General features: G+C 36.9%; 11 protein-coding genes and 7 rRNA genes. 16 read left to right on the forward strand and 2 right to left on the reverse strand.

What is annotated here, in order from left to right:
- Positions 1 to 8 precede the first annotated feature (8 nt).
- The 14 genes from rrf (TEGL_RS00830) to TEGL_RS00895 all read left to right on the forward strand — a co-directional run bounded on the left by rrf (TEGL_RS00830) (position 9) and on the right by TEGL_RS00895 (position 18,425).
- Positions 9 to 125 (forward strand): 5S ribosomal RNA (gene rrf, locus TEGL_RS00830).
- Between the two features lie 1,038 nt (positions 126 to 1,163).
- Positions 1,164 to 2,668, forward strand: a 16S ribosomal RNA gene (locus TEGL_RS00835).
- 199 nt (positions 2,669 to 2,867) lie between these two features.
- Positions 2,868 to 5,767 (forward strand): 23S ribosomal RNA (locus TEGL_RS00840).
- Between the two features lie 74 nt (positions 5,768 to 5,841).
- Positions 5,842 to 5,958 (forward strand): 5S ribosomal RNA (rrf, locus tag TEGL_RS00845).
- A gap of 1,038 nt (positions 5,959 to 6,996) precedes the next feature.
- Positions 6,997 to 8,501: ribosomal RNA gene (locus tag TEGL_RS00850) — 16S ribosomal RNA — on the forward strand.
- A gap of 255 nt (positions 8,502 to 8,756) precedes the next feature.
- Positions 8,757 to 11,656: ribosomal RNA gene (locus tag TEGL_RS00855) — 23S ribosomal RNA — on the forward strand.
- A 147-nt stretch (positions 11,657 to 11,803) separates the two neighbouring features.
- Positions 11,804 to 11,920: ribosomal RNA gene (rrf, locus tag TEGL_RS00860) — 5S ribosomal RNA — on the forward strand.
- Together the 16S, 23S and 5S rRNA genes form the textbook arrangement of a ribosomal RNA operon.
- A 105-nt stretch (positions 11,921 to 12,025) precedes the next feature.
- Positions 12,026 to 13,441 (forward strand): aminotransferase class I/II-fold pyridoxal phosphate-dependent enzyme, encoded by a 1,416-nt coding sequence (locus TEGL_RS00865; protein WP_018592001.1) that lies wholly within the window; start codon positions 12,026 to 12,028, stop codon positions 13,439 to 13,441.
- Between the two features lie 36 nt (positions 13,442 to 13,477).
- Entirely contained in the window at positions 13,478 to 14,068 is a 591-nt protein-coding gene (locus TEGL_RS00870; protein WP_018592000.1) for a guanylate kinase, read from the forward strand.
- 175 nt (positions 14,069 to 14,243) lie between these two features.
- Positions 14,244 to 15,179 carry an ATP-binding protein gene (locus tag TEGL_RS00875; protein WP_018591999.1) on the forward strand — a complete coding sequence of 312 codons (936 nt, stop codon included), beginning with the start codon at positions 14,244 to 14,246 and terminating at the stop codon, positions 15,177 to 15,179.
- On the forward strand, positions 15,176 to 16,063 hold the full coding sequence (locus TEGL_RS00880) for a PSP1 domain-containing protein (protein ID WP_018591998.1): 888 nt from the start codon (positions 15,176 to 15,178) through the stop codon (positions 16,061 to 16,063). The genes TEGL_RS00875 and TEGL_RS00880 overlap by 4 nt, the downstream gene beginning before the upstream one ends.
- Positions 16,064 to 16,114: 51 nt before the next feature.
- Entirely contained in the window at positions 16,115 to 16,864 is a 750-nt protein-coding gene (locus TEGL_RS00885) for a tRNA1(Val) (adenine(37)-N6)-methyltransferase (protein ID WP_018591997.1), read from the forward strand.
- A 2-nt stretch (positions 16,865 to 16,866) separates the two neighbouring features.
- On the forward strand, positions 16,867 to 17,700 hold the full coding sequence (rsmI, locus tag TEGL_RS00890) for a 16S rRNA (cytidine(1402)-2'-O)-methyltransferase (protein ID WP_018591996.1): 834 nt from the start codon (positions 16,867 to 16,869) through the stop codon (positions 17,698 to 17,700).
- A gap of 20 nt (positions 17,701 to 17,720) precedes the next feature.
- Entirely contained in the window at positions 17,721 to 18,425 is a 705-nt protein-coding gene (locus TEGL_RS00895; RefSeq protein WP_018591995.1) for an HD domain-containing protein, read from the forward strand.
- A 21-nt stretch (positions 18,426 to 18,446) separates the two neighbouring features.
- Here the strand turns inward: TEGL_RS00895 and TEGL_RS00900 are convergent, their stop codons facing one another.
- Positions 18,447 to 18,875 (reverse strand): Lrp/AsnC family transcriptional regulator, encoded by a 429-nt coding sequence (locus TEGL_RS00900; RefSeq protein WP_018591994.1) that lies wholly within the window; start codon positions 18,873 to 18,875, stop codon positions 18,447 to 18,449.
- Between the two features lie 32 nt (positions 18,876 to 18,907).
- Positions 18,908 to 20,338 (reverse strand): nicotinate phosphoribosyltransferase, encoded by a 1,431-nt coding sequence (locus TEGL_RS00905; RefSeq protein ID WP_018591993.1) that lies wholly within the window; start codon positions 20,336 to 20,338, stop codon positions 18,908 to 18,910.
- A gap of 185 nt (positions 20,339 to 20,523) precedes the next feature.
- On the opposite strand from TEGL_RS00905, the gene TEGL_RS00910 reads away from it, so the two are divergent.
- Both TEGL_RS00910 and TEGL_RS00915 read left to right on the forward strand, forming a co-directional pair.
- Positions 20,524 to 21,078 (forward strand): nucleoside recognition domain-containing protein, encoded by a 555-nt coding sequence (locus TEGL_RS00910; RefSeq protein WP_018591992.1) that lies wholly within the window; start codon positions 20,524 to 20,526, stop codon positions 21,076 to 21,078.
- On the forward strand, positions 21,075 to 21,602 hold the full coding sequence (locus tag TEGL_RS00915) for a spore maturation protein (protein WP_242827339.1): 528 nt from the start codon (positions 21,075 to 21,077) through the stop codon (positions 21,600 to 21,602). Before TEGL_RS00910 ends, TEGL_RS00915 begins: the two co-directional genes overlap by 4 nt.
- Positions 21,603 to 21,782 lie beyond the last annotated feature (180 nt).

The following is a 21,782-nucleotide window of genomic DNA, read 5'->3' on the forward strand; positions in this document are numbered from 1 at the left end:
AAAGATTATGTGGTTATTATAGCAAAGAGGATACACCTGTTCCCATTCCGAACACAGAAGTTAAGCTCTTGAGCGGCGATGGTACTTGGGGGGCGACCCTCTGGGAGAGTAGCACGTAGCCACGTAATCTTTTTTATTGTTTAAAATATTTTAGCATGCCTATTTGGTATGCTTTTTTATTTAACTTTATCATGTTTACTATATGAAAAACATAAATTTTACTACTGTGTTTTATGCTATTTATATCACATTTATTAGGTATAATGATTAAAATATTTTAAACTATTATTAAAAAAACAAAATTAATGAAAAAGTAAGTAACAATAGATTTTACGAAGGATAAAAATGAATAACAATATAAAATATTTTGAGTTTATAAAAATGGAACTTAGATATTTAAAATTAATTAATATAGGAAAAGAGTTATTCTTTATAGTAATATAGAATGAATACAAACTACGATTGGTAATGAAGATAGTCTTATTATTTTTGTAAGGTTGTTAATGATATAAGTTATTTAATTAAAGTATTTAGCAGGTGTAATTGATATAAATAATGAAAAAATCATTTTAGTTGCATATAGTATTAAAAAAATATTGATTTATTTATGAAAAACAGAAGTTAAGGGACTAAGTGATTATAATTAAATAACTATGAAAAATTAGGAATAATTGTTTTTATTTTGAGTATATTAATAGATGCGAATAAAATATAAAATGACAAATAGTTATTATTTTAGTAAAAAAATATAAAAAAAGTTATTCACATTATTAACCGGTAGTTGTTAATAAAAACTACTGATTGATAATATAAGCTCATTTAAGACTGTTTATAATGTGGATAAAATATAAATAGTATGTTAATAAGTTTTTTATAAAATTAGAGTATAAAAAAAGTTTTAAAAAACTATTGACCATCAATTAATAGAATGATATAGTATTACTTGTCCTTGAGACAGGGACAAAAGGTCAACAAAAACTTCTTAAAAAAGTAGTTGACAAAGAAAAACAGCTTTGGTAGAATAAAGAAGCTGAAACAAGCAAAGAACTTTGAAAATTAAACAGTAGGTTAACAATAAATTAATTCTTTAAGAATTAAACTGAAACAACAAACAAACCAAGCCAGATATTCAGATAATGATTAGTCTGAGCGATGGACAACTTTTTTATGAGAGTTTGATCCTGGCTCAGGATGAACGCTGGCGGCGTGCCTAACACATGCAAGTCGAGCGATTCACTTCGGTGAAGAGCGGCGGACGGGTGAGTAACGCGTGGGTAACCTGCCTCATACACATGGATAACATACCGAAAGGTATGCTAATACAGGATAACATAAGAAATTCACATGTATTTCTTATCAAAGCTCCGGCGGTATGAGATGGACCCGCGTCTGATTAGCTAGTTGGTAAGGTAACGGCTTACCAAGGCGACGATCAGTAGCCGACCTGAGAGGGTGATCGGCCACATTGGAACTGAGACACGGTCCAAACTCCTACGGGAGGCAGCAGTGGGGAATATTGCACAATGGGCGAAAGCCTGATGCAGCAACGCCGCGTGAGTGATGAAGGCCTTCGGGTCGTAAAACTCTGTCCTCAAGGAAGATAATGACGGTACTTGAGGAGGAAGCCCCGGCTAACTACGTGCCAGCAGCCGCGGTAATACGTAGGGGGCTAGCGTTATCCGGATTTACTGGGCGTAAAGGGTGCGTAGGTGGTTTCTTAAGTCAGGAGTGAAAGGCTACGGCTCAACCGTAGTAAGCTCTTGAAACTGGGAGACTTGAGTGCAGGAGAGGAAAGTGGAATTCCTAGTGTAGCGGTGAAATGCGTAGATATTAGGAGGAACACCAGTAGCGAAGGCGGCTTTCTGGACTGTAACTGACACTGAGGCACGAAAGCGTGGGGAGCGAACAGGATTAGATACCCTGGTAGTCCACGCCGTAAACGATGAGTACTAGGTGTCGGGGGTTACCCCCCTCGGTGCCGCAGCTAACGCATTAAGTACTCCGCCTGGGGAGTACGCTCGCAAGAGTGAAACTCAAAGGAATTGACGGGGACCCGCACAAGTAGCGGAGCATGTGGTTTAATTCGAAGCAACGCGAAGAACCTTACCTAAGCTTGACATCCTTTTGACCGATGCCTAATCGCATTTTTCCCTTCGGGGACAGAAGTGACAGGTGGTGCATGGTTGTCGTCAGCTCGTGTCGTGAGATGTTGGGTTAAGTCCCGCAACGAGCGCAACCCTTGCCTTTAGTTGCCAGCATTAAGTTGGGCACTCTAGAGGGACTGCCAGGGATAACCTGGAGGAAGGTGGGGATGACGTCAAATCATCATGCCCCTTATGCTTAGGGCTACACACGTGCTACAATGGGTGGTACAGAGGGCAGCCAAGTCGTGAGGCCGAGCTAATCCCTTAAAGCCATTCTCAGTTCGGATTGTAGGCTGAAACTCGCCTACATGAAGCTGGAGTTACTAGTAATCGCAGATCAGAATGCTGCGGTGAATGCGTTCCCGGGTCTTGTACACACCGCCCGTCACACCACGGAAGTTGGGGGCGCCCGAAGCCACTTAGCTAACCCTTTTGGGAAGCGAGTGTCGAAGGTGAAATCAATAACTGGGGTGAAGTCGTAACAAGGTAGCCGTATCGGAAGGTGCGGCTGGATCACCTCCTTTCTAGGGAGAATTAACCTACTGTTTAATTTTGAGGGTTCTTTATGAAAACTCAAAATTAGTGCTTATTAAGTAAGCATTTTAGTACTTTGAAAACTGCATAACATTTAGTGATATGACATTATATAAAGAAGAAGATAAACTTCTTAAAAAATATATCATATAAAGAAGATAACTTTTAAAAATATCAAATTTAATAACTGGTCAAGTTATTAAGGGTGTAGGGCGAATGCCTTGGCACTAGGAGCCGATGAAGGACGCGATAAGCTGCGATAAGCTTGGGGGAGTTGCACGTAAACTGTGATCCCAAGATTTCCGAATGAGGAAACTCACTTAGAGTAATGTCTAAGTATCGTATAGTGAATACATAGCTATGCGAGGGGAACCCGGGGAACTGAAACATCTAAGTACCCGGAGGAAGAGAAAGAAATTCGATTCCGTAAGTAGCGGCGAGCGAACGCGGAACAGGCCAAACCAGTGAAGTTTTCTTCACTGGGGTTGCGGACATATCATAACGGAGAGGCTATTGTAGACGAAGAGAGTTGGAAAGCTCCGCTATAAAGTGTAAAAGCCACGTAGTCAAAACAAGAAGACTTCAGATATGATCCAGAGTACCACGGGACACGTGAAACCCTGTGGGAAGCAGGAGGGACCATCCTCCAAGCCTAAATACTACCTAGTGACCGATAGCGTATAGTACCGTGAGGGAAAGGTGAAAAGAACCCCGGGAGGGGAGTGAAAGAGAACCTGAAACCCTACACTTACAAGCTGTAGGAGCACATTATTTGTGTGACTGCGTACTTTTTGTAGAACGGGCCAACGAGTTACGTTACCTAGCAAGGTTAAGCACTTAAGGTGTGGAGCCGCAGCGAAAGCGAGTCTTAACTGGGCGTATAGTTAGTTGACGTAGACCCGAAACCGGGCGACCTATCCATGGGCAGGTTGAAGCGAAAGTAAAATTTCGTGGAGGACCGAACCCACGAGCGTTGAAAAGCTCGGGGATGACCTGTGGATAGCGGTGAAATTCCAATCGAGCCCGGAGATAGCTGGTTCTCTCCGAAATAGCTTTAGGGCTAGCCTCAAGATTTAGAGAAACGGGGGTAGAGCACTGAATGTCCTAGGGGGTATTGCACTTACCGAAGACTATCAAACTCCGAATACCGTATTCTTATGCTTGGGAGTCAGACTGTGGGTGATAAGATTCATAGTCAAAAGGGCAACAGCCCAGATCGTCAGCTAAGGTCCCTAAATGTACGTTAAGTGGTAAAGGATGTGGGATTGCACAGACAACCAGGATGTTGGCTTAGAAGCAGCCACTCATTTAAAGAGTGCGTAATAGCTCACTGGTCGAGTGATCCTGCGCCGAAAATTTCCGGGGCTAAAACGTACTACCGAAGCTACGGCATCATTTATGATGGGTAGGAGAGCTTTCTATATGGATTGAAGCATTACCGTAAGGAGATGTGGACTGTATAGAAGTGAGAATGTTGGCATGAGTAGCGAGATGTGGGTGAGAATCCCACAGGCCGTAAACCCAAGGTTTCCAGGGGAAGGTTCGTCCGCCCTGGGTTAGTCAGGACCTAAGCCGAGGCCGAAAGGCGTAGGTGATGGACAACAGGTTGATATTCCTGTACCACCAATAACCGTTTGAGAAATGGGATGACACAGTAGGATAAGCTAACCGCACTGTTGGTTATGTGCGGGCAAGTATTGAGGCAGTTCAGGTAGGCAAATCCGCCTGAATAATGCTGGGGTACGATGCGGAGCGAAATTTAGTAGCGAAGTAGCTGATTTCACACTGTCGAGAAAAGTCTCTATCGAGGTTAAAGGTGCCTGTACCGCAAACCGACACAGGTGGGTGAGGAGAGTATCCTAAGGCCAGCCAGAGAACTGTTGTTAAGGAACTCGGCAAAATGACCCCGTAACTTAGGGAGAAGGGGTGCCATGGAAACATGGCCGCAGAGAATAGGCCCAAGCGACTGTTTACCAAAAACATAGGTTTCTGCTAAGTCGCAAGACGATGTATAGGAGCTGACGCCTGCCCGGTGCTGGAAGGTTAAGGGGATCTGTTAGGGTAACCGAAGCAGTGAACTTAAGCCCCAGTAAACGGCGGCCGTAACTATAACGGTCCTAAGGTAGCGAAATTCCTTGTCGGGTAAGTTCCGACCCGCACGAAAGGCGTAACGATTTGGGCACTGTCTCAACAACAGACTGGGTGAAATTGTAATACCGGTGAAGATGCCGGTTACCTGCGACAGGACGGAAAGACCCCATGGAGCTTTACTGTAGCTTGACATTGAGTCTCGGTGCTACATGTACAGGATAGGTGGGAGGCTATGAAGCATGGACGTCAGTCTGTGTGGAGCCATCCTTGGGATACCACCCTTGTAGTACTGGGATTCTAACCAGCTGCCTTGAATCAGGTAGTGGGACACTGTCAGGTGGACAGTTTGACTGGGGCGGTCGCCTCCTAAAGAGTAACGGAGGCGCTCAAAGGTTCTCTCAGTACGGTCGGAAATCGTACGTAGAGTGTAAAGGCAGAAGAGAGCTTGATTGCAAGACATACAGGTCGAGCAAGGACGAAAGTCGGACTTAGTGATCCGGTGGTACCGCATGGAAGGGCCATCGCTCAACGGATAAAAGCTACCCTGGGGATAACAGGCTGATCTCCCCCAAGAGTCCACATCGACGGGGAGGTTTGGCACCTCGATGTCGGCTCATCACATCCTGGGGCTGTAGTAGGTCCCAAGGGTTGGGCTGTTCGCCCATTAAAGTGGTACGCGAGCTGGGTTCAGAACGTCGTGAGACAGTTCGGTCCCTATCCGTCGCAGGCGTAGGAAATTTGAGGAGACCTGTCCTTAGTACGAGAGGACCGGGATGGACGTACCGCTGGTGTACCAGTTGTTCTGCCAAGGGCATAGCTGGGTAGCTAAGTACGGAAAGGATAAGCGCTGAAAGCATCTAAGCGCGAAGCCTACTTCAAGATAAGATTTCCCACCGTAAGGTTAAGACCCCATGAAGACTACATGGTTGATAGGTCAGAGGTGGAAGTGTGGTAACATATGTAGCTTACTGATACTAATAGGTCGAGGACTTGACCAATAAATATGATGGAAACATTAAATGTTAGCAGTTTTGAAAGTACTAACAAAAGTTAATACTTTATATAAAGATTATGTGGTTATTATAGCAAAGAGGATACACCTGTTCCCATTCCGAACACAGAAGTTAAGCTCTTGAGCGGCGATGGTACTTGGGGGGCGACCCTCTGGGAGAGTAGCACGTAGCCACGTAATCTTTTTTATTGTTTAAAATATTTTAGCATGCCTATTTGGTATGCTTTTTTATTTAACTTTATCATGTTTACTATATGAAAAACATAAATTTTACTACTGTGTTTTATGCTATTTATATCACATTTATTAGGTATAATGATTAAAATATTTTAAACTATTATTAAAAAAACAAAATTAATGAAAAAGTAAGTAACAATAGATTTTACGAAGGATAAAAATGAATAACAATATAAAATATTTTGAGTTTATAAAAATGGAACTTAGATATTTAAAATTAATTAATATAGGAAAAGAGTTATTCTTTATAGTAATATAGAATGAATACAAACTACGATTGGTAATGAAGATAGTCTTATTATTTTTGTAAGGTTGTTAATGATATAAGTTATTTAATTAAAGTATTTAGCAGGTGTAATTGATATAAATAATGAAAAAATCATTTTAGTTGCATATAGTATTAAAAAAATATTGATTTATTTATGAAAAACAGAAGTTAAGGGACTAAGTGATTATAATTAAATAACTATGAAAAATTAGGAATAATTGTTTTTATTTTGAGTATATTAATAGATGCGAATAAAATATAAAATGACAAATAGTTATTATTTTAGTAAAAAAATATAAAAAAAGTTATTCACATTATTAACCGGTAGTTGTTAATAAAAACTACTGATTGATAATATAAGCTCATTTAAGACTGTTTATAATGTGGATAAAATATAAATAGTATGTTAATAAGTTTTTTATAAAATTAGAGTATAAAAAAAGTTTTAAAAAACTATTGACCATCAATTAATAGAATGATATAGTATTACTTGTCCTTGAGACAGGGACAAAAGGTCAACAAAAACTTCTTAAAAAAGTAGTTGACAAAGAAAAACAGCTTTGGTAGAATAAAGAAGCTGAAACAAGCAAAGAACTTTGAAAATTAAACAGTAGGTTAACAATAAATTAATTCTTTAAGAATTAAACTGAAACAACAAACAAACCAAGCCAGATATTCAGATAATGATTAGTCTGAGCGATGGACAACTTTTTTATGAGAGTTTGATCCTGGCTCAGGATGAACGCTGGCGGCGTGCCTAACACATGCAAGTCGAGCGATTCACTTCGGTGAAGAGCGGCGGACGGGTGAGTAACGCGTGGGTAACCTGCCTCATACACATGGATAACATACCGAAAGGTATGCTAATACAGGATAACATAAGAAATTCACATGTATTTCTTATCAAAGCTCCGGCGGTATGAGATGGACCCGCGTCTGATTAGCTAGTTGGTAAGGTAACGGCTTACCAAGGCGACGATCAGTAGCCGACCTGAGAGGGTGATCGGCCACATTGGAACTGAGACACGGTCCAAACTCCTACGGGAGGCAGCAGTGGGGAATATTGCACAATGGGCGAAAGCCTGATGCAGCAACGCCGCGTGAGTGATGAAGGCCTTCGGGTCGTAAAACTCTGTCCTCAAGGAAGATAATGACGGTACTTGAGGAGGAAGCCCCGGCTAACTACGTGCCAGCAGCCGCGGTAATACGTAGGGGGCTAGCGTTATCCGGATTTACTGGGCGTAAAGGGTGCGTAGGTGGTTTCTTAAGTCAGGAGTGAAAGGCTACGGCTCAACCGTAGTAAGCTCTTGAAACTGGGAGACTTGAGTGCAGGAGAGGAAAGTGGAATTCCTAGTGTAGCGGTGAAATGCGTAGATATTAGGAGGAACACCAGTAGCGAAGGCGGCTTTCTGGACTGTAACTGACACTGAGGCACGAAAGCGTGGGGAGCGAACAGGATTAGATACCCTGGTAGTCCACGCCGTAAACGATGAGTACTAGGTGTCGGGGGTTACCCCCCTCGGTGCCGCAGCTAACGCATTAAGTACTCCGCCTGGGGAGTACGCTCGCAAGAGTGAAACTCAAAGGAATTGACGGGGACCCGCACAAGTAGCGGAGCATGTGGTTTAATTCGAAGCAACGCGAAGAACCTTACCTAAGCTTGACATCCTTTTGACCGATGCCTAATCGCATTTTTCCCTTCGGGGACAGAAGTGACAGGTGGTGCATGGTTGTCGTCAGCTCGTGTCGTGAGATGTTGGGTTAAGTCCCGCAACGAGCGCAACCCTTGCCTTTAGTTGCCAGCATTAAGTTGGGCACTCTAGAGGGACTGCCAGGGATAACCTGGAGGAAGGTGGGGATGACGTCAAATCATCATGCCCCTTATGCTTAGGGCTACACACGTGCTACAATGGGTGGTACAGAGGGCAGCCAAGTCGTGAGGCCGAGCTAATCCCTTAAAGCCATTCTCAGTTCGGATTGTAGGCTGAAACTCGCCTACATGAAGCTGGAGTTACTAGTAATCGCAGATCAGAATGCTGCGGTGAATGCGTTCCCGGGTCTTGTACACACCGCCCGTCACACCACGGAAGTTGGGGGCGCCCGAAGCCACTTAGCTAACCCTTTTGGGAAGCGAGTGTCGAAGGTGAAATCAATAACTGGGGTGAAGTCGTAACAAGGTAGCCGTATCGGAAGGTGCGGCTGGATCACCTCCTTTCTAGGGAGAATTAACCTACTGTTTAATTTTGAGGGTTCTTTATGAAAACTCAAAATTAGTGCTTATTAAGTAAGCATTTTAGTACTTTGAAAACTGCATAACATTTAGTGATATGACATTATATAAAGAAGAAGATAAACTTCTTAAAAAATATATCATATAAAGAAGATAACTTTTAAAAATATCAACTTTAAGCAAAGGGATTTGTCTGAATGTATATGAAGACAAAGACTTTGGCGCTAATTTTTAATAACTGGTCAAGTTATTAAGGGTGTAGGGCGAATGCCTTGGCACTAGGAGCCGATGAAGGACGCGATAAGCTGCGATAAGCTTGGGGGAGTTGCACGTAAACTGTGATCCCAAGATTTCCGAATGAGGAAACTCACTTAGAGTAATGTCTAAGTATCGTATAGTGAATACATAGCTATGCGAGGGGAACCCGGGGAACTGAAACATCTAAGTACCCGGAGGAAGAGAAAGAAATTCGATTCCGTAAGTAGCGGCGAGCGAACGCGGAACAGGCCAAACCAGTGAAGTTTTCTTCACTGGGGTTGCGGACATATCATAACGAAGAGGCTATTGTAGACGAAGAGAGTTGGAAAGCTCCGCTATAAAGTGTAAAAGCCACGTAGTCAAAACAAGAAGACTTCAGATATGATCCAGAGTACCACGGGACACGTGAAACCCTGTGGGAAGCAGGAGGGACCATCCTCCAAGCCTAAATACTACCTAGTGACCGATAGCGTATAGTACCGTGAGGGAAAGGTGAAAAGAACCCCGGGAGGGGAGTGAAAGAGAACCTGAAACCCTACACTTACAAGCTGTAGGAGCACATTATTTGTGTGACTGCGTACTTTTTGTAGAACGGGCCAACGAGTTACGTTACCTAGCAAGGTTAAGCACTTAAGGTGTGGAGCCGCAGCGAAAGCGAGTCTTAACTGGGCGTATAGTTAGTTGACGTAGACCCGAAACCGGGCGACCTATCCATGGGCAGGTTGAAGCGAAAGTAAAATTTCGTGGAGGACCGAACCCACGAGCGTTGAAAAGCTCGGGGATGACCTGTGGATAGCGGTGAAATTCCAATCGAGCCCGGAGATAGCTGGTTCTCTCCGAAATAGCTTTAGGGCTAGCCTCAAGATTTAGAGAAACGGGGGTAGAGCACTGAATGTCCTAGGGGGTATTGCACTTACCGAAGACTATCAAACTCCGAATACCGTATTCTTATGCTTGGGAGTCAGACTGTGGGTGATAAGATTCATAGTCAAAAGGGCAACAGCCCAGATCGTCAGCTAAGGTCCCTAAATGTACGTTAAGTGGTAAAGGATGTGGGATTGCACAGACAACCAGGATGTTGGCTTAGAAGCAGCCACTCATTTAAAGAGTGCGTAATAGCTCACTGGTCGAGTGATCCTGCGCCGAAAATTTCCGGGGCTAAAACGTACTACCGAAGCTACGGCATCATTTATGATGGGTAGGAGAGCTTTCTATATGGATTGAAGCATTACCGTAAGGAGATGTGGACTGTATAGAAGTGAGAATGTTGGCATGAGTAGCGAGATGTGGGTGAGAATCCCACAGGCCGTAAACCCAAGGTTTCCAGGGGAAGGTTCGTCCGCCCTGGGTTAGTCAGGACCTAAGCCGAGGCCGAAAGGCGTAGGTGATGGACAACAGGTTGATATTCCTGTACCACCAATAACCGTTTGAGAAATGGGATGACACAGTAGGATAAGCTAACCGCACTGTTGGTTATGTGCGGGCAAGTATTGAGGCAGTTCAGGTAGGCAAATCCGCCTGAATAATGCTGGAGTACGATGCGGAGCGAAATTTAGTAGCGAAGTAGCTGATTTCACACTGTCGAGAAAAGTCTCTATCGAGGTTAAAGGTGCCTGTACCGCAAACCGACACAGGTGGGTGAGGAGAGTATCCTAAGGCCAGCCAGAGAACTGTTGTTAAGGAACTCGGCAAAATGACCCCGTAACTTAGGGAGAAGGGGTGCCATGGAAACATGGCCGCAGAGAATAGGCCCAAGCGACTGTTTACCAAAAACATAGGTTTCTGCTAAGTCGCAAGACGATGTATAGGAGCTGACGCCTGCCCGGTGCTGGAAGGTTAAGGGGATCTGTTAGGGTAACCGAAGCAGTGAACTTAAGCCCCAGTAAACGGCGGCCGTAACTATAACGGTCCTAAGGTAGCGAAATTCCTTGTCGGGTAAGTTCCGACCCGCACGAAAGGCGTAACGATTTGGGCACTGTCTCAACAACAGACTGGGTGAAATTGTAATACCGGTGAAGATGCCGGTTACCTGCGACAGGACGGAAAGACCCCATGGAGCTTTACTGTAGCTTGACATTGAGTCTCGGTGCTACATGTACAGGATAGGTGGGAGGCTATGAAGCATGGACGTCAGTCTGTGTGGAGCCATCCTTGGGATACCACCCTTGTAGTACTGGGATTCTAACCAGCTGCCTTGAATCAGGTAGTGGGACACTGTCAGGTGGACAGTTTGACTGGGGCGGTCGCCTCCTAAAGAGTAACGGAGGCGCTCAAAGGTTCTCTCAGTACGGTCGGAAATCGTACGTAGAGTGTAAAGGCAGAAGAGAGCTTGATTGCAAGACATACAGGTCGAGCAAGGACGAAAGTCGGACTTAGTGATCCGGTGGTACCGCATGGAAGGGCCATCGCTCAACGGATAAAAGCTACCCTGGGGATAACAGGCTGATCTCCCCCAAGAGTCCACATCGACGGGGAGGTTTGGCACCTCGATGTCGGCTCATCACATCCTGGGGCTGTAGTAGGTCCCAAGGGTTGGGCTGTTCGCCCATTAAAGTGGTACGCGAGCTGGGTTCAGAACGTCGTGAGACAGTTCGGTCCCTATCCGTCGCAGGCGTAGGAAATTTGAGGAGACCTGTCCTTAGTACGAGAGGACCGGGATGGACGTACCGCTGGTGTACCAGTTGTTCTGCCAAGGGCATAGCTGGGTAGCTAAGTACGGAAAGGATAAGCGCTGAAAGCATCTAAGCGCGAAGCCTACTTCAAGATAAGATTTCCCACCGTAAGGTTAAGACCCCATGAAGACTACATGGTTGATAGGTCAGAGGTGGAAGTGTGGTAACATATGTAGCTTACTGATACTAATAGGTCGAGGACTTGACCAAAATAAACCTAAAGGTTTATATCGCCAACTAAATCTTTGATTATATAATTATAAGGAAGATTTCAGTTGCTAAAAATAGTTAATGAAAACATTAAATGTTAGCAGTTTTGAAAGTACTAATAAAAGTTAATACTTTATATAAAGATTATGTGGTTATTATAGCAAAGAGGATACACCTGTTCCCATTCCGAACACAGAAGTTAAGCTCTTGAGCGGCGATGGTACTTGGGGGGCGACCCCCTGGGAGAGTAGCACGTAGCCACGTAATCTTTTTTATTGGAAGATATAAATGAGACCGAGGATTTTGATCAATAATCCATCGGTCTTATTTTTATAGATAAATTTGAAAAGTATGCAAAAAGGAGAATTCATGGAAAATTATATTTTGAATAAATTAAAAGAGTTAAAAGATGATAATTTGACATCTTTTCATGTACCAGGCCATAAAATGGGTAAAATTTTTCAAAAACTAGGATATAAAAATATTTTAGAAAAAATATATACTTTAGATACAACTGAGATAGATGGAACAGATAATTTACATAATGCAAAAGAAATTATAAAAGAATCTCAAGATAGAGCAGCAAGAATTTTTAATAGTGATAAAACAATTTATTTAGTTAATGGAACTACTTGTGGTATAGAAGCATCTATTATGGCGGTATGTAGTGATAAATCAAAAATAATTGTAAATCGAAATTGTCATCAATCAGTTATAAATGCATGTATATTAGGAGATATAGAGCCAGTATATATAGAGTCTAAGGTGTGTAAGAAAACAAATATAATAATGGGTGTAGATTTAGAAAATACAAAGTTAGTAATAGATAACAATCTGGATGCAAAAGCCTTAGTTCTTACTTATCCTACTTATTATGGAAAAACCTTTGATTTAAAATCAGTATGCGATTATGCTCATAGCAAAAATATAATTGTAATTATTGATGAAGCGCATGGATCTCATTTACAATTAAGCGATAATCTACCTAAATCAGCAATAGAAGAAGGGGCAGATATAATAATTCAGAGTACCCATAAGACCTTACCATCATTTACACAATCTTCTATGATACATATAAAAGGAAACAGAGTTGATAGAAATAAAATAGAGGATATATTAAGATTTCTAGAATCTTCAAGTCCTTCATACGTACTTTTAACTTCTCTTGAATTAGCAGTAGATATATATGATAAATATGGAATAAAGTTAATGGAAGATTTACTTAGTAACATAGATAATTTTAAAAGTAAATTTGAAAATAATGAAAATATTATAATTGATAATAATATGGATAAAACAAAAATTTTTATATCTTTAAAGAAATTAGGTATTACAGGGTATGAGCTAGATAGTATATTAAGAAAAAAATATAAAATTCAAGTTGAATTATCAAACTATTATGGGGTTTTATTAATATGCACTATTGGTAACGATAAAGAAGATTTTGTTAGGTTAAAAAGAGCATTGGATGATTTGATTTTAAATATAAATGATAAGAAATTATTGGATGATACAAATTATCCAGAAAGTATTCCTGAGAAAGTTCTAAATCCAAGACAAGCATTTTATAGTGATAAAAAAAGCATAAAGTTAGAAGATGCTGTTGGAAAAATAAGCGGGGAATATATAATACCATATCCACCAGGAATAAGTTTAATTTCACCAGGAGAAATAATAACGCAAGAAATTATTACTTATATTCAGAAGGGGGTTAAAAGTGGTATGATAGTAAGTGGCATTAAAGATGTTAATTTAGAATATATTGATGTTATTGACATAAATTAAAACTATTTTTAGCTATTGAAAGAACGGGAGGAAAACATGGGCAAAATTTTTTGTTTAATTGGAAAAAGTAGTTCAGGTAAAGATACAATATTTAAAGAAATAAATGATGATAAAGATTTAGATTTAAAACCAATTATATCTTATACAACAAGACCTAAGCGTATAAATGAGACTAATGGTGTAGAATATTTCTTTATTAATACAGATGAACTAAATAAATTTGAAAAAGAAAATAAAGTAATAGAAAAAAGAGTATATCATACAGTACATGGTGATTGGTTTTATGGAACTATAAATGATGGACAGGTAGATTTAAACAAAAACAACTATTTATTAATAACAACATTAGAGGCTTATAAGAGCTTAAGAGATTACTTTGGATATGAGAAGGTATATCCGTTTTATATTGATATAGAAGATGGAATTAGATTGGAAAGAGCATTAGAGAGAGAAAGAAAGCAGGATAAGCCTAATTATGATGAGTTATGCAGAAGATTTTTAGCAGATAATAAAGATTTTAGTACAGAAAATTTATCAAACCTAGGTATTAATAAATTCTATATAAATGAAAACTTAGAAAATTGTATTAATGATATAAAAAAAGATATCTTAAATTTGATGCAATAATTAATAGAAAGGGATATAATAATATCTCTTTTTTTATTAGTAAAATTATAAATTAATTGTTTTTTATATAAATGACAAAAAGTGTCTAGAATAAATATAGAAATAAGTTGATTATTTGTTATAATATAAGATAATTACTACAAAAATAAAAAATTACTCTGTGGAGAAAATAGATATGTATTTTGAAAATATAAAAGGACAAGAGTTTGCTAAAAAATATATGAATAACTCTATAAAAAAGGGCAAAATAAATCATGCATATATGTTTGAAGGTATAGAGGGAATAGGAAAAGAAACTTTTGCTAATGAATTAGCAGAAATACTTCTTGAAACTACTCATCTTGAAAATGCCCCAGACTGTATAAGAGTAAAACCTGATGGTAATAGTATAAAAATAGCTCAAATAAGAAATTTACAATCAGACATTGTTATTAAGCCACATAAGAAATACAAAATCTATATAATAGATAAAGCTGAAAAAATGACTGTAGAGGCTCAAAATGCATTGTTAAAAACATTAGAAGAACCACCTGAATATGCTATAATTATTCTTGTTACTAATAATAAAGAAAGTTTGTTACCAACTATAAGATCCAGATGTGAAGTAATAAAATTTACACCAATTCCTTTTGTTGAAGTAAAAAACTATTTAATTAGTCAAGGAGTAGAAGAAAACAGAGCAAATCTTTTATCAGCATTTTCTAGAGGGAGTATGAAAAAAGCTTTAGAATTATCTAGCTCTAATGATTTTTATGAAATGAAAGAAAGTGTCCAAAATTATATAGAAACAATATTAAGTAAGAATATGGTTGAAATTCTTGATATACCTAGTCAAATGGAAAAGTATAAGAGTGAAATCATAACTGTACTTGATATGATGATTAATTATTTTAGAGATATAATGATTTGCAAAGAACATGTAGATAAAAATATGATAATAAATGCTGATAAAATAGTATTTATACAAAATATGAGCACTAAAATTACATATTCTCAGGTATCTAAAATTATTGATATAATAGAAGATACTAAAATAAAAATAAAAGGTAATTGTAACTTTAATGTAAGTATACAAGTGATGTCTTTAAATATATATGAGGTGATTAAATGATAAATATTGTAGGAGTAAGATTTAAAAATGCAGGGAAAATATACTACTTTGATCCAGTTGATTTTGCAATAGAAAAAGATATGGATGTTGTAGTTGAGACTGCAAGAGGATTGGAATACGGAACTGTTGTTGTTGGTAAGAAAGAAATAGATGAAGAAAGTTTAGTTTCACCATTAAAACCTATCATAAGAATTGCTACAGAAGAAGATACTAAGATATATAAAGAAAATAAAGAGAAAGCTAAAGAGACTTTTGAATTATGCTTACAAAAAATTAAAGAACATGAGCTTACAATGTATTTGATAGATTGTGAATATACTTTTGATAGAAATAAACTAATTTTCTACTTCACGGCAGAAGGAAGAATAGATTTTAGAGAACTAGTTAAAGATTTGGCTGCAATATTTAAGACAAGAATAGAACTTAGACAAATTGGAGTTAGAGATGAAGCAAAATCAATAGGTGGACTTGGGCCTTGCGGAAGAAGCCTTTGTTGTTCTTCATGGCTTGGAGATTTCCAACCAGTATCAATCAAAATGGCAAAAGATCAAAGTTTATCATTGAATCCAACTAAAATATCAGGAATATGCGGAAGGCTTTTCTGTTGCTTAAAATACGAGCACGATGTTTATGTGGAAGCTATAGAAAAAGTTCCACCAGTTGGATCTATAGTAAAAGTAGATGGGAATAAAGGTAAAGTTATAGAAACAAATCCTTTATTAGAACAAGCTAAGATAGAATTTAATGATAAAACTATAAGAATATGCATGAAAGAAGAAATAAAAGTACTTCAAGCACCTAAGAAATGTGAAGGTTGTGGAAAAGGAAAAGATTTAGATATTGATATGGCTACGTTAAAAGAGCTTAAAAAATTAGAGGACTAAAGTATAGGGGGATTATTTAATTCCCCTACTATTATTGTAAAGGAGAAATACATGGAAGTAAAAATAAAGGACACTGAAAGAATAGATGACTTGCAATTAAAAGGATTAAAAGTTATACAAGATATAAATGGATTTTGTTTTGGTATAGATGCAGTTCTTTTAGCTAATTTTGCCAAAGTAAAAAAGAGAGCAAAAGTTGTGGATTTAGGAACAGGAACAGGAATAATACCAGTGCTTATAGCTGGAAAAAGTGAAGCTGAAAAAATAGTTGGTGTGGAAATCCAGGAAGAAGTATGGGAAATGGCCAACAGAACAGTTAAATTAAATGACTTACAAGACAGAGTTGAAATAGTAAAAGGTGATATAAAAACTATAGACAAGCAATTAGAAGTCCATGGATATCATGTGGCAACTTCTAACCCACCATATATGCATATGAATGGAATACAAAATCCAAATGACAAAAAGGCTATATCGAGACACGAGGTACTTTGTGATTTAGAGGATGTAATAAGATCAGCTTCAAGACTTGTAATGCCTAGAGGAAAGTTCTTTATGATACACAGACCTATAAGACTTGTTGATATAGTAACTTTGGGCAGAAAGTATAATCTAGAACCTAAAGTAATACAATTTGTTCATCCAAGAGCAAATAAAGCACCTAATTTAGTTTTAGTTGAGTTTACAAAGGATGGTAGACCAGAATTAAAAATTTTAGATCCTTTATATGTTTACGATGAAGATGGAAATTATACACAAGAAATAGAAGAAATATATGCAAATGAAAATATAGGAGAATAATAATGAGTGGAAAATTATATATATGTCCAACACCTATAGGAAATCTTGAAGATATAACATATAGAACTTTAAGAGTTTTAAATGAAGTTGATTTAATAGCAGCAGAAGATACAAGACATAGTGTAAAACTATTAAATCATTTTGAAATATCAAAGCCGCTTACAAGCTATTTTGAGCACAACAAAGATTCAAAAGGAATATATTTAATAAATAAATTACTTGAAGGTGAAAATATAGCATTGATAAGTGATGCAGGAATGCCAGGAATTTCTGACCCAGGAGAGGATTTAATTAAGTTAGCAATAGAGCATAATATAGAAATAGATGTATTACCAGGAGCGACAGCATTTGTTGTTGCATTAGTTGGATCTGGAATGAATACTCATAAATTTGCTTTTGAAGGTTTCTTAGATAGAGACAAGAAGATAAGAAGAAGTAGATTGGAAGAAGTAAAAGAAGAAGAAAGAACTATGATTTTTTATGAATCGCCTCATAGACTTAAAGATACTTTAAAAGACATGCTTAAAATTTTAGGAAATAGAGAAATATCAGTAAATAGAGAGCTTACTAAAAAGTATCAAGAAGTAATAAGACAAGATATTGAAACAGTTATAAATATATTTAATGAAAAAGACGTTAAAGGTGAATTTGTTTTAATTGTTGATGGATTTAAGGGCGAAAAGACTTTAGTCAATGATTATAGCAACTTAAGTGAAAGAGAATATGTAGAATCTCTTTTAGAGGATGGTATGAGTAAAAAGGATGCTATAAAAGTAGTTTGTAAAGAAAGAAAACTAAAAAAGGATGTTGTTTACAAGCAAGTACTAGACTTATAAAGAAGAGACGGGGTGATTTTATGGAGAACGAATTTAAGATAATTAATGGGATAAAAAGTAATAATGCCTGCGAAAAAATATGGGAGCTAGATGAAAGTGGAGTTTTAGAAGATATAATACCAGAAGTTAGTAGTATGAAAGAAGTAGGACAGTGTAAGTATCATAAGGTAGATTGCTTTAGTCATACTATTTATGCATTGGAAGAATTTGAAAAACTTATAGAAGGAAACAAATTTCCAACTCACCTAAATGAAGATATATGGAAATATCTAAATACAATAGTAGAAGATGATATAAAGGTTTTAGATTTGTTAAAACTAGGTGTTTTTTTACATGATATAGGAAAATCAAAAGCAAAAACTATAGATGAGAATGGAAGAACACATTTTAAAGGACATGAAAAGTTTAGTGGAGATATTGCCATAAAAGTAGGAAAAAACCTTAATTTATCAAAAAAATCCATAGAATTACTTTATAACTATACTAGATACCATATGTATCTTCTTACTATTTATAAAAAAAATGATGCATCTCATGAAGTCCTTGAAGAAATGTTTAATAAATTACAAGATGATGTTATTGGAGTAATGTTATTAGGATTTGCAGATATTACTTCAACTAAAAGATTACTAGATCCAAAAGAAGATGAAGAAATTTTAAAATCATATATTTATTATATTTTAACTGTTTATCTATATAAATATAAAAAAAATGTATCCTTTTAATATTAAAAGGATACATTTTTTTTACAAAATTGCTTTTGATTGTATTGGAGTTGATAGTATTACGGATGTTTTTGTTGAACCGATTGTCTTAATACCATCAATAACACTTTCTAGTTCATACATATCTTTTACAATAACTTTTAGAAGAGAACAGTCGTCTCCAGTAACATGGTGACATTCAACTATTCTAGGGTCATTTCTTGCAGCTTCTAAAAATGCAACATATTTATCGCTAGGTAGCGATATATGTATAAATGCTTTTATTACTCTTCCTAAAGCATCTGGATTAACTATAGCTTTATATCCTTCTATAACACCAGATTCTTCTAATCTCTTTACTCTTTCTGAAACAGCAGGAGAAGTTAATCCTACTATTTTACCTAAATCTTTCATAGAAATTCTACCATCTTTTTGTAATATCTCTATGATTCTGTAATCTGTTACATCCATTGATAGGCCCCCCTTTTATTATTATATGTATATTATAAGCGTTTTTTTGAATCTAGCAAGTCAGATTTTAGTGTCCAAAGGTTGTCCGATAAATCAACTTTATATTCTTTAGGATTAGAAAATCTTTTATAAGCATCCCAAAGAGTACTAAATTGATTATTAACATATTTTTTAACTTCATTAACGCTTTTAGAAACGTATTTGCACTCACCATTTTTAAATAGTGGTTTTTGAAGTTCTTTTATTGTGTATTTATGGAAGGTTTTACGCTTCCAAGTATATGTAGGGTCAAAAATCGTTAATGGTTTGCTTGTATCGATTTTTTCATCATGAAGCATGATTAAATCAGCCTCAGCCATATTGTCTTCATTATATATCCTTACTACTTTTTTAAATCCTGGATTATTTATTTTTTCTGGCTCTTCAGAAACTTTTATCTTAGGAACTAGTGTATCACCATCATAAGAACCAGCTAGTTTATAAACTCCTCCTAAAGATGGAGATTCAGCCGATGTAATTAATTTTGTACCAACACCCCAAGAGTTTATTGCTGCACCACTTGATTTTAAACTAGCAATAGTATACTCATCTAAATCATTGGAAGCAGTATATGATAAATCAGTATAACCAGCTTCTTCAAATAATTTTTTTGCTTCAACAGATAAGTATTGTAAATCCCCGGAATCTATTCTAATTCCCATTGGCTTGTGACCCTTAGCTTTTAGTTCATCAAACACCTTTATAGCGTTTGGAACACCGCTTTTTAGAACATCATATGTATCAACCAATAATAAACATTTGTCTGGGTAAACATCCGCATAAGCACGGAAAGATTCTAATTCATTGTCAAATTTTTGAACCCAGCTATGAGCTTGAGTTCCAATAACAGGTATGTCAAACATTTTCCCGGCTAATACATTAGCAGTTCCAGTACACCCTCCTATTACGGCAGCCCTTGCTCCATAAGTACCTGCATCTGGTCCTTGGGCACGTCTAAGACCGAACTCAAAAACAGGATCGCCAGCAGCAGAATAACAAACTCTAGAAGCTTTAGTAGCAATTAGTGATTGGAAATTCACTATTGTAAGTAAAGCAGTTTCTATTAATTGAGCTTGATATAAAGGTGCTTTAACTGTTATTACAGGCTCTTTTGGGAACATTATAGTCCCTTCTTCTACAGCATATATATCCCCAGTAAATTTAAAATCTTTTAAAAAGTCTAAGAATTTATCAGAAAATAAACCTAGGCTTTTTAAGTATTTTAAGTCATCATCTGAAAAATGAAGATTATTTATGTATTCTACTAATTGTTCTATACCGCAAATAATAGTATACCCACCATTACAAGCGTTCTTTCTGAAGAACATATCAAATACTACTATGTCTTCATGAATATTCTTCTCATAGTATCCATTTAACATAGTTAATTGATACAAATCAGTAAGAAGTGTTAAATTTCTCATGGTATTTCTCCTTAAACATTTAAATAAATTAAAAAACCTTATACTTATACTAAAACATAATATACCTCAACTTTCAAGCATAAAGTATATGTAGAGTATTATAAAATAAGACATCATTTATTTTAAGTATACATCATAAAATGGTTTAAAGGAGGGGGATTCATATTAATAAATTATGGTTTTATATGATAGTCCTAGGTATAGTTGGGAGTATATGTTTTAACAACTTACCGGAGACAAATCAAGCAATACTAAATGAGGGCACAAGGGCTATTGAATTTGCCATAACATTGGCTAGTGTGATGGCACTTTGGATGGGAGTAATGAATATTGCAAAAGACTCAGGGTTGATAGATAAAATAGCGGATAAAATGAGCCCTTTAATGAAAAAATTATTTCCTACTGTTCCTAAAAATCACAAAGCCATGTCTTATATGATTATGAACATGGTGTTAAATATGTTGGGGGCAGGAAATGGAGCAACGGCCTTTGGATTAAAAGCCATGAGTGAACTACAAACATTAAATCCAAATAAGAAAAAGGCCTCTCCTGATATGATAATGTTTCTAGTTATTAATATTTCATCCATACAGTTAATTCCTTTTACTATGTTAAAAATAAGAATAGATGCAGGTAGCACAAATCCTAATTCTATAATTTTAACTACTTTATTTGCAACAATTATATCTACAATAGTTGGAGTTGTAGGTTGTAAATTATTACAAAGGAGGTATAGATGATGTTAGATTATTTTTCTAATATAGCCATACCTGTAATAATTTTATTTATTGTTATCTATGGTAAGAAACAAAAAATAGATATATATGAAAGTTTTATAAATGGAGCTATAGAGGGATTAAAAACTGCATGGAACATATTGCCCTATATAATAGGAATATTTTTAGCTATTGGAATTTTTAAATCAGGAAGAGGAATAGAAGTTTTGGAATACATATTTTCACCCGTAGCCCAACTATTAAATATACCAAAGGAATTAATAGGGATTATAATCGTAAAGCCTTTATCTGGAAGTGGAGCCTTAGGAGTATATGCAGAATTAATTCAAAGAGTCGGAATTGATTCTCTTACAGAACAAATAGGATCTACTATGGTTGGAGCATCGGAAACAATTTTTTACACGATGGCCATTTATTATGGAAGTCTAAAAATAAAAGATACAGGATATACTTTGTTTTGTGCATTGTTATGTCATATAGCCGGTGTGCTAGCGTCTGTTTATATTTGTTATTTTTTCCTTACATAGAGGATAATTGTTGACAATAAATTATAAATTTACTAAAATTAAAAACATAGTATTAAAAATTTGCAGGGCTCATATGTCCAACGATATATATTTGATATCGCTTCGGATAAATCCGTTGACCAAAAGAATTAATTAATATTTGTATCAAAACTTTGATTTTGAGAATAATATTTAATACAT

The organism is Terrisporobacter glycolicus ATCC 14880 = DSM 1288, from assembly GCF_036812735.1.
GTDB classification, from domain to species: Bacteria; Bacillota; Clostridia; order Peptostreptococcales; family Peptostreptococcaceae; genus Terrisporobacter; species Terrisporobacter glycolicus.

Coding starts and splice junctions, on each gene's coding strand:
- TEGL_RS00865 (WP_018592001.1), top strand. CDS start 12,026: ATGGAAAATTATATTTTGAATAAATTAAAAGAGTTAAAAGATGATAAT.
- TEGL_RS00870 (WP_018592000.1), top strand. CDS start 13,478: ATGGGCAAAATTTTTTGTTTAATTGGAAAAAGTAGTTCAGGTAAAGAT.
- TEGL_RS00875 (WP_018591999.1), top strand. CDS start 14,244: ATGTATTTTGAAAATATAAAAGGACAAGAGTTTGCTAAAAAATATATG.
- TEGL_RS00880 (WP_018591998.1), top strand. CDS start 15,176: ATGATAAATATTGTAGGAGTAAGATTTAAAAATGCAGGGAAAATATAC.
- TEGL_RS00885 (WP_018591997.1), top strand. CDS start 16,115: ATGGAAGTAAAAATAAAGGACACTGAAAGAATAGATGACTTGCAATTA.
- rsmI (WP_018591996.1), top strand. CDS start 16,867: ATGAGTGGAAAATTATATATATGTCCAACACCTATAGGAAATCTTGAA.
- TEGL_RS00895 (WP_018591995.1), top strand. CDS start 17,721: ATGGAGAACGAATTTAAGATAATTAATGGGATAAAAAGTAATAATGCC.
- TEGL_RS00900 (WP_018591994.1), bottom strand. CDS start 18,875: ATGGATGTAACAGATTACAGAATCATAGAGATATTACAAAAAGATGGT.
- TEGL_RS00905 (WP_018591993.1), bottom strand. CDS start 20,338: ATGAGAAATTTAACACTTCTTACTGATTTGTATCAATTAACTATGTTA.
- TEGL_RS00910 (WP_018591992.1), top strand. CDS start 20,524: ATGATAGTCCTAGGTATAGTTGGGAGTATATGTTTTAACAACTTACCG.
- TEGL_RS00915 (WP_242827339.1), top strand. CDS start 21,075: ATGATGTTAGATTATTTTTCTAATATAGCCATACCTGTAATAATTTTA.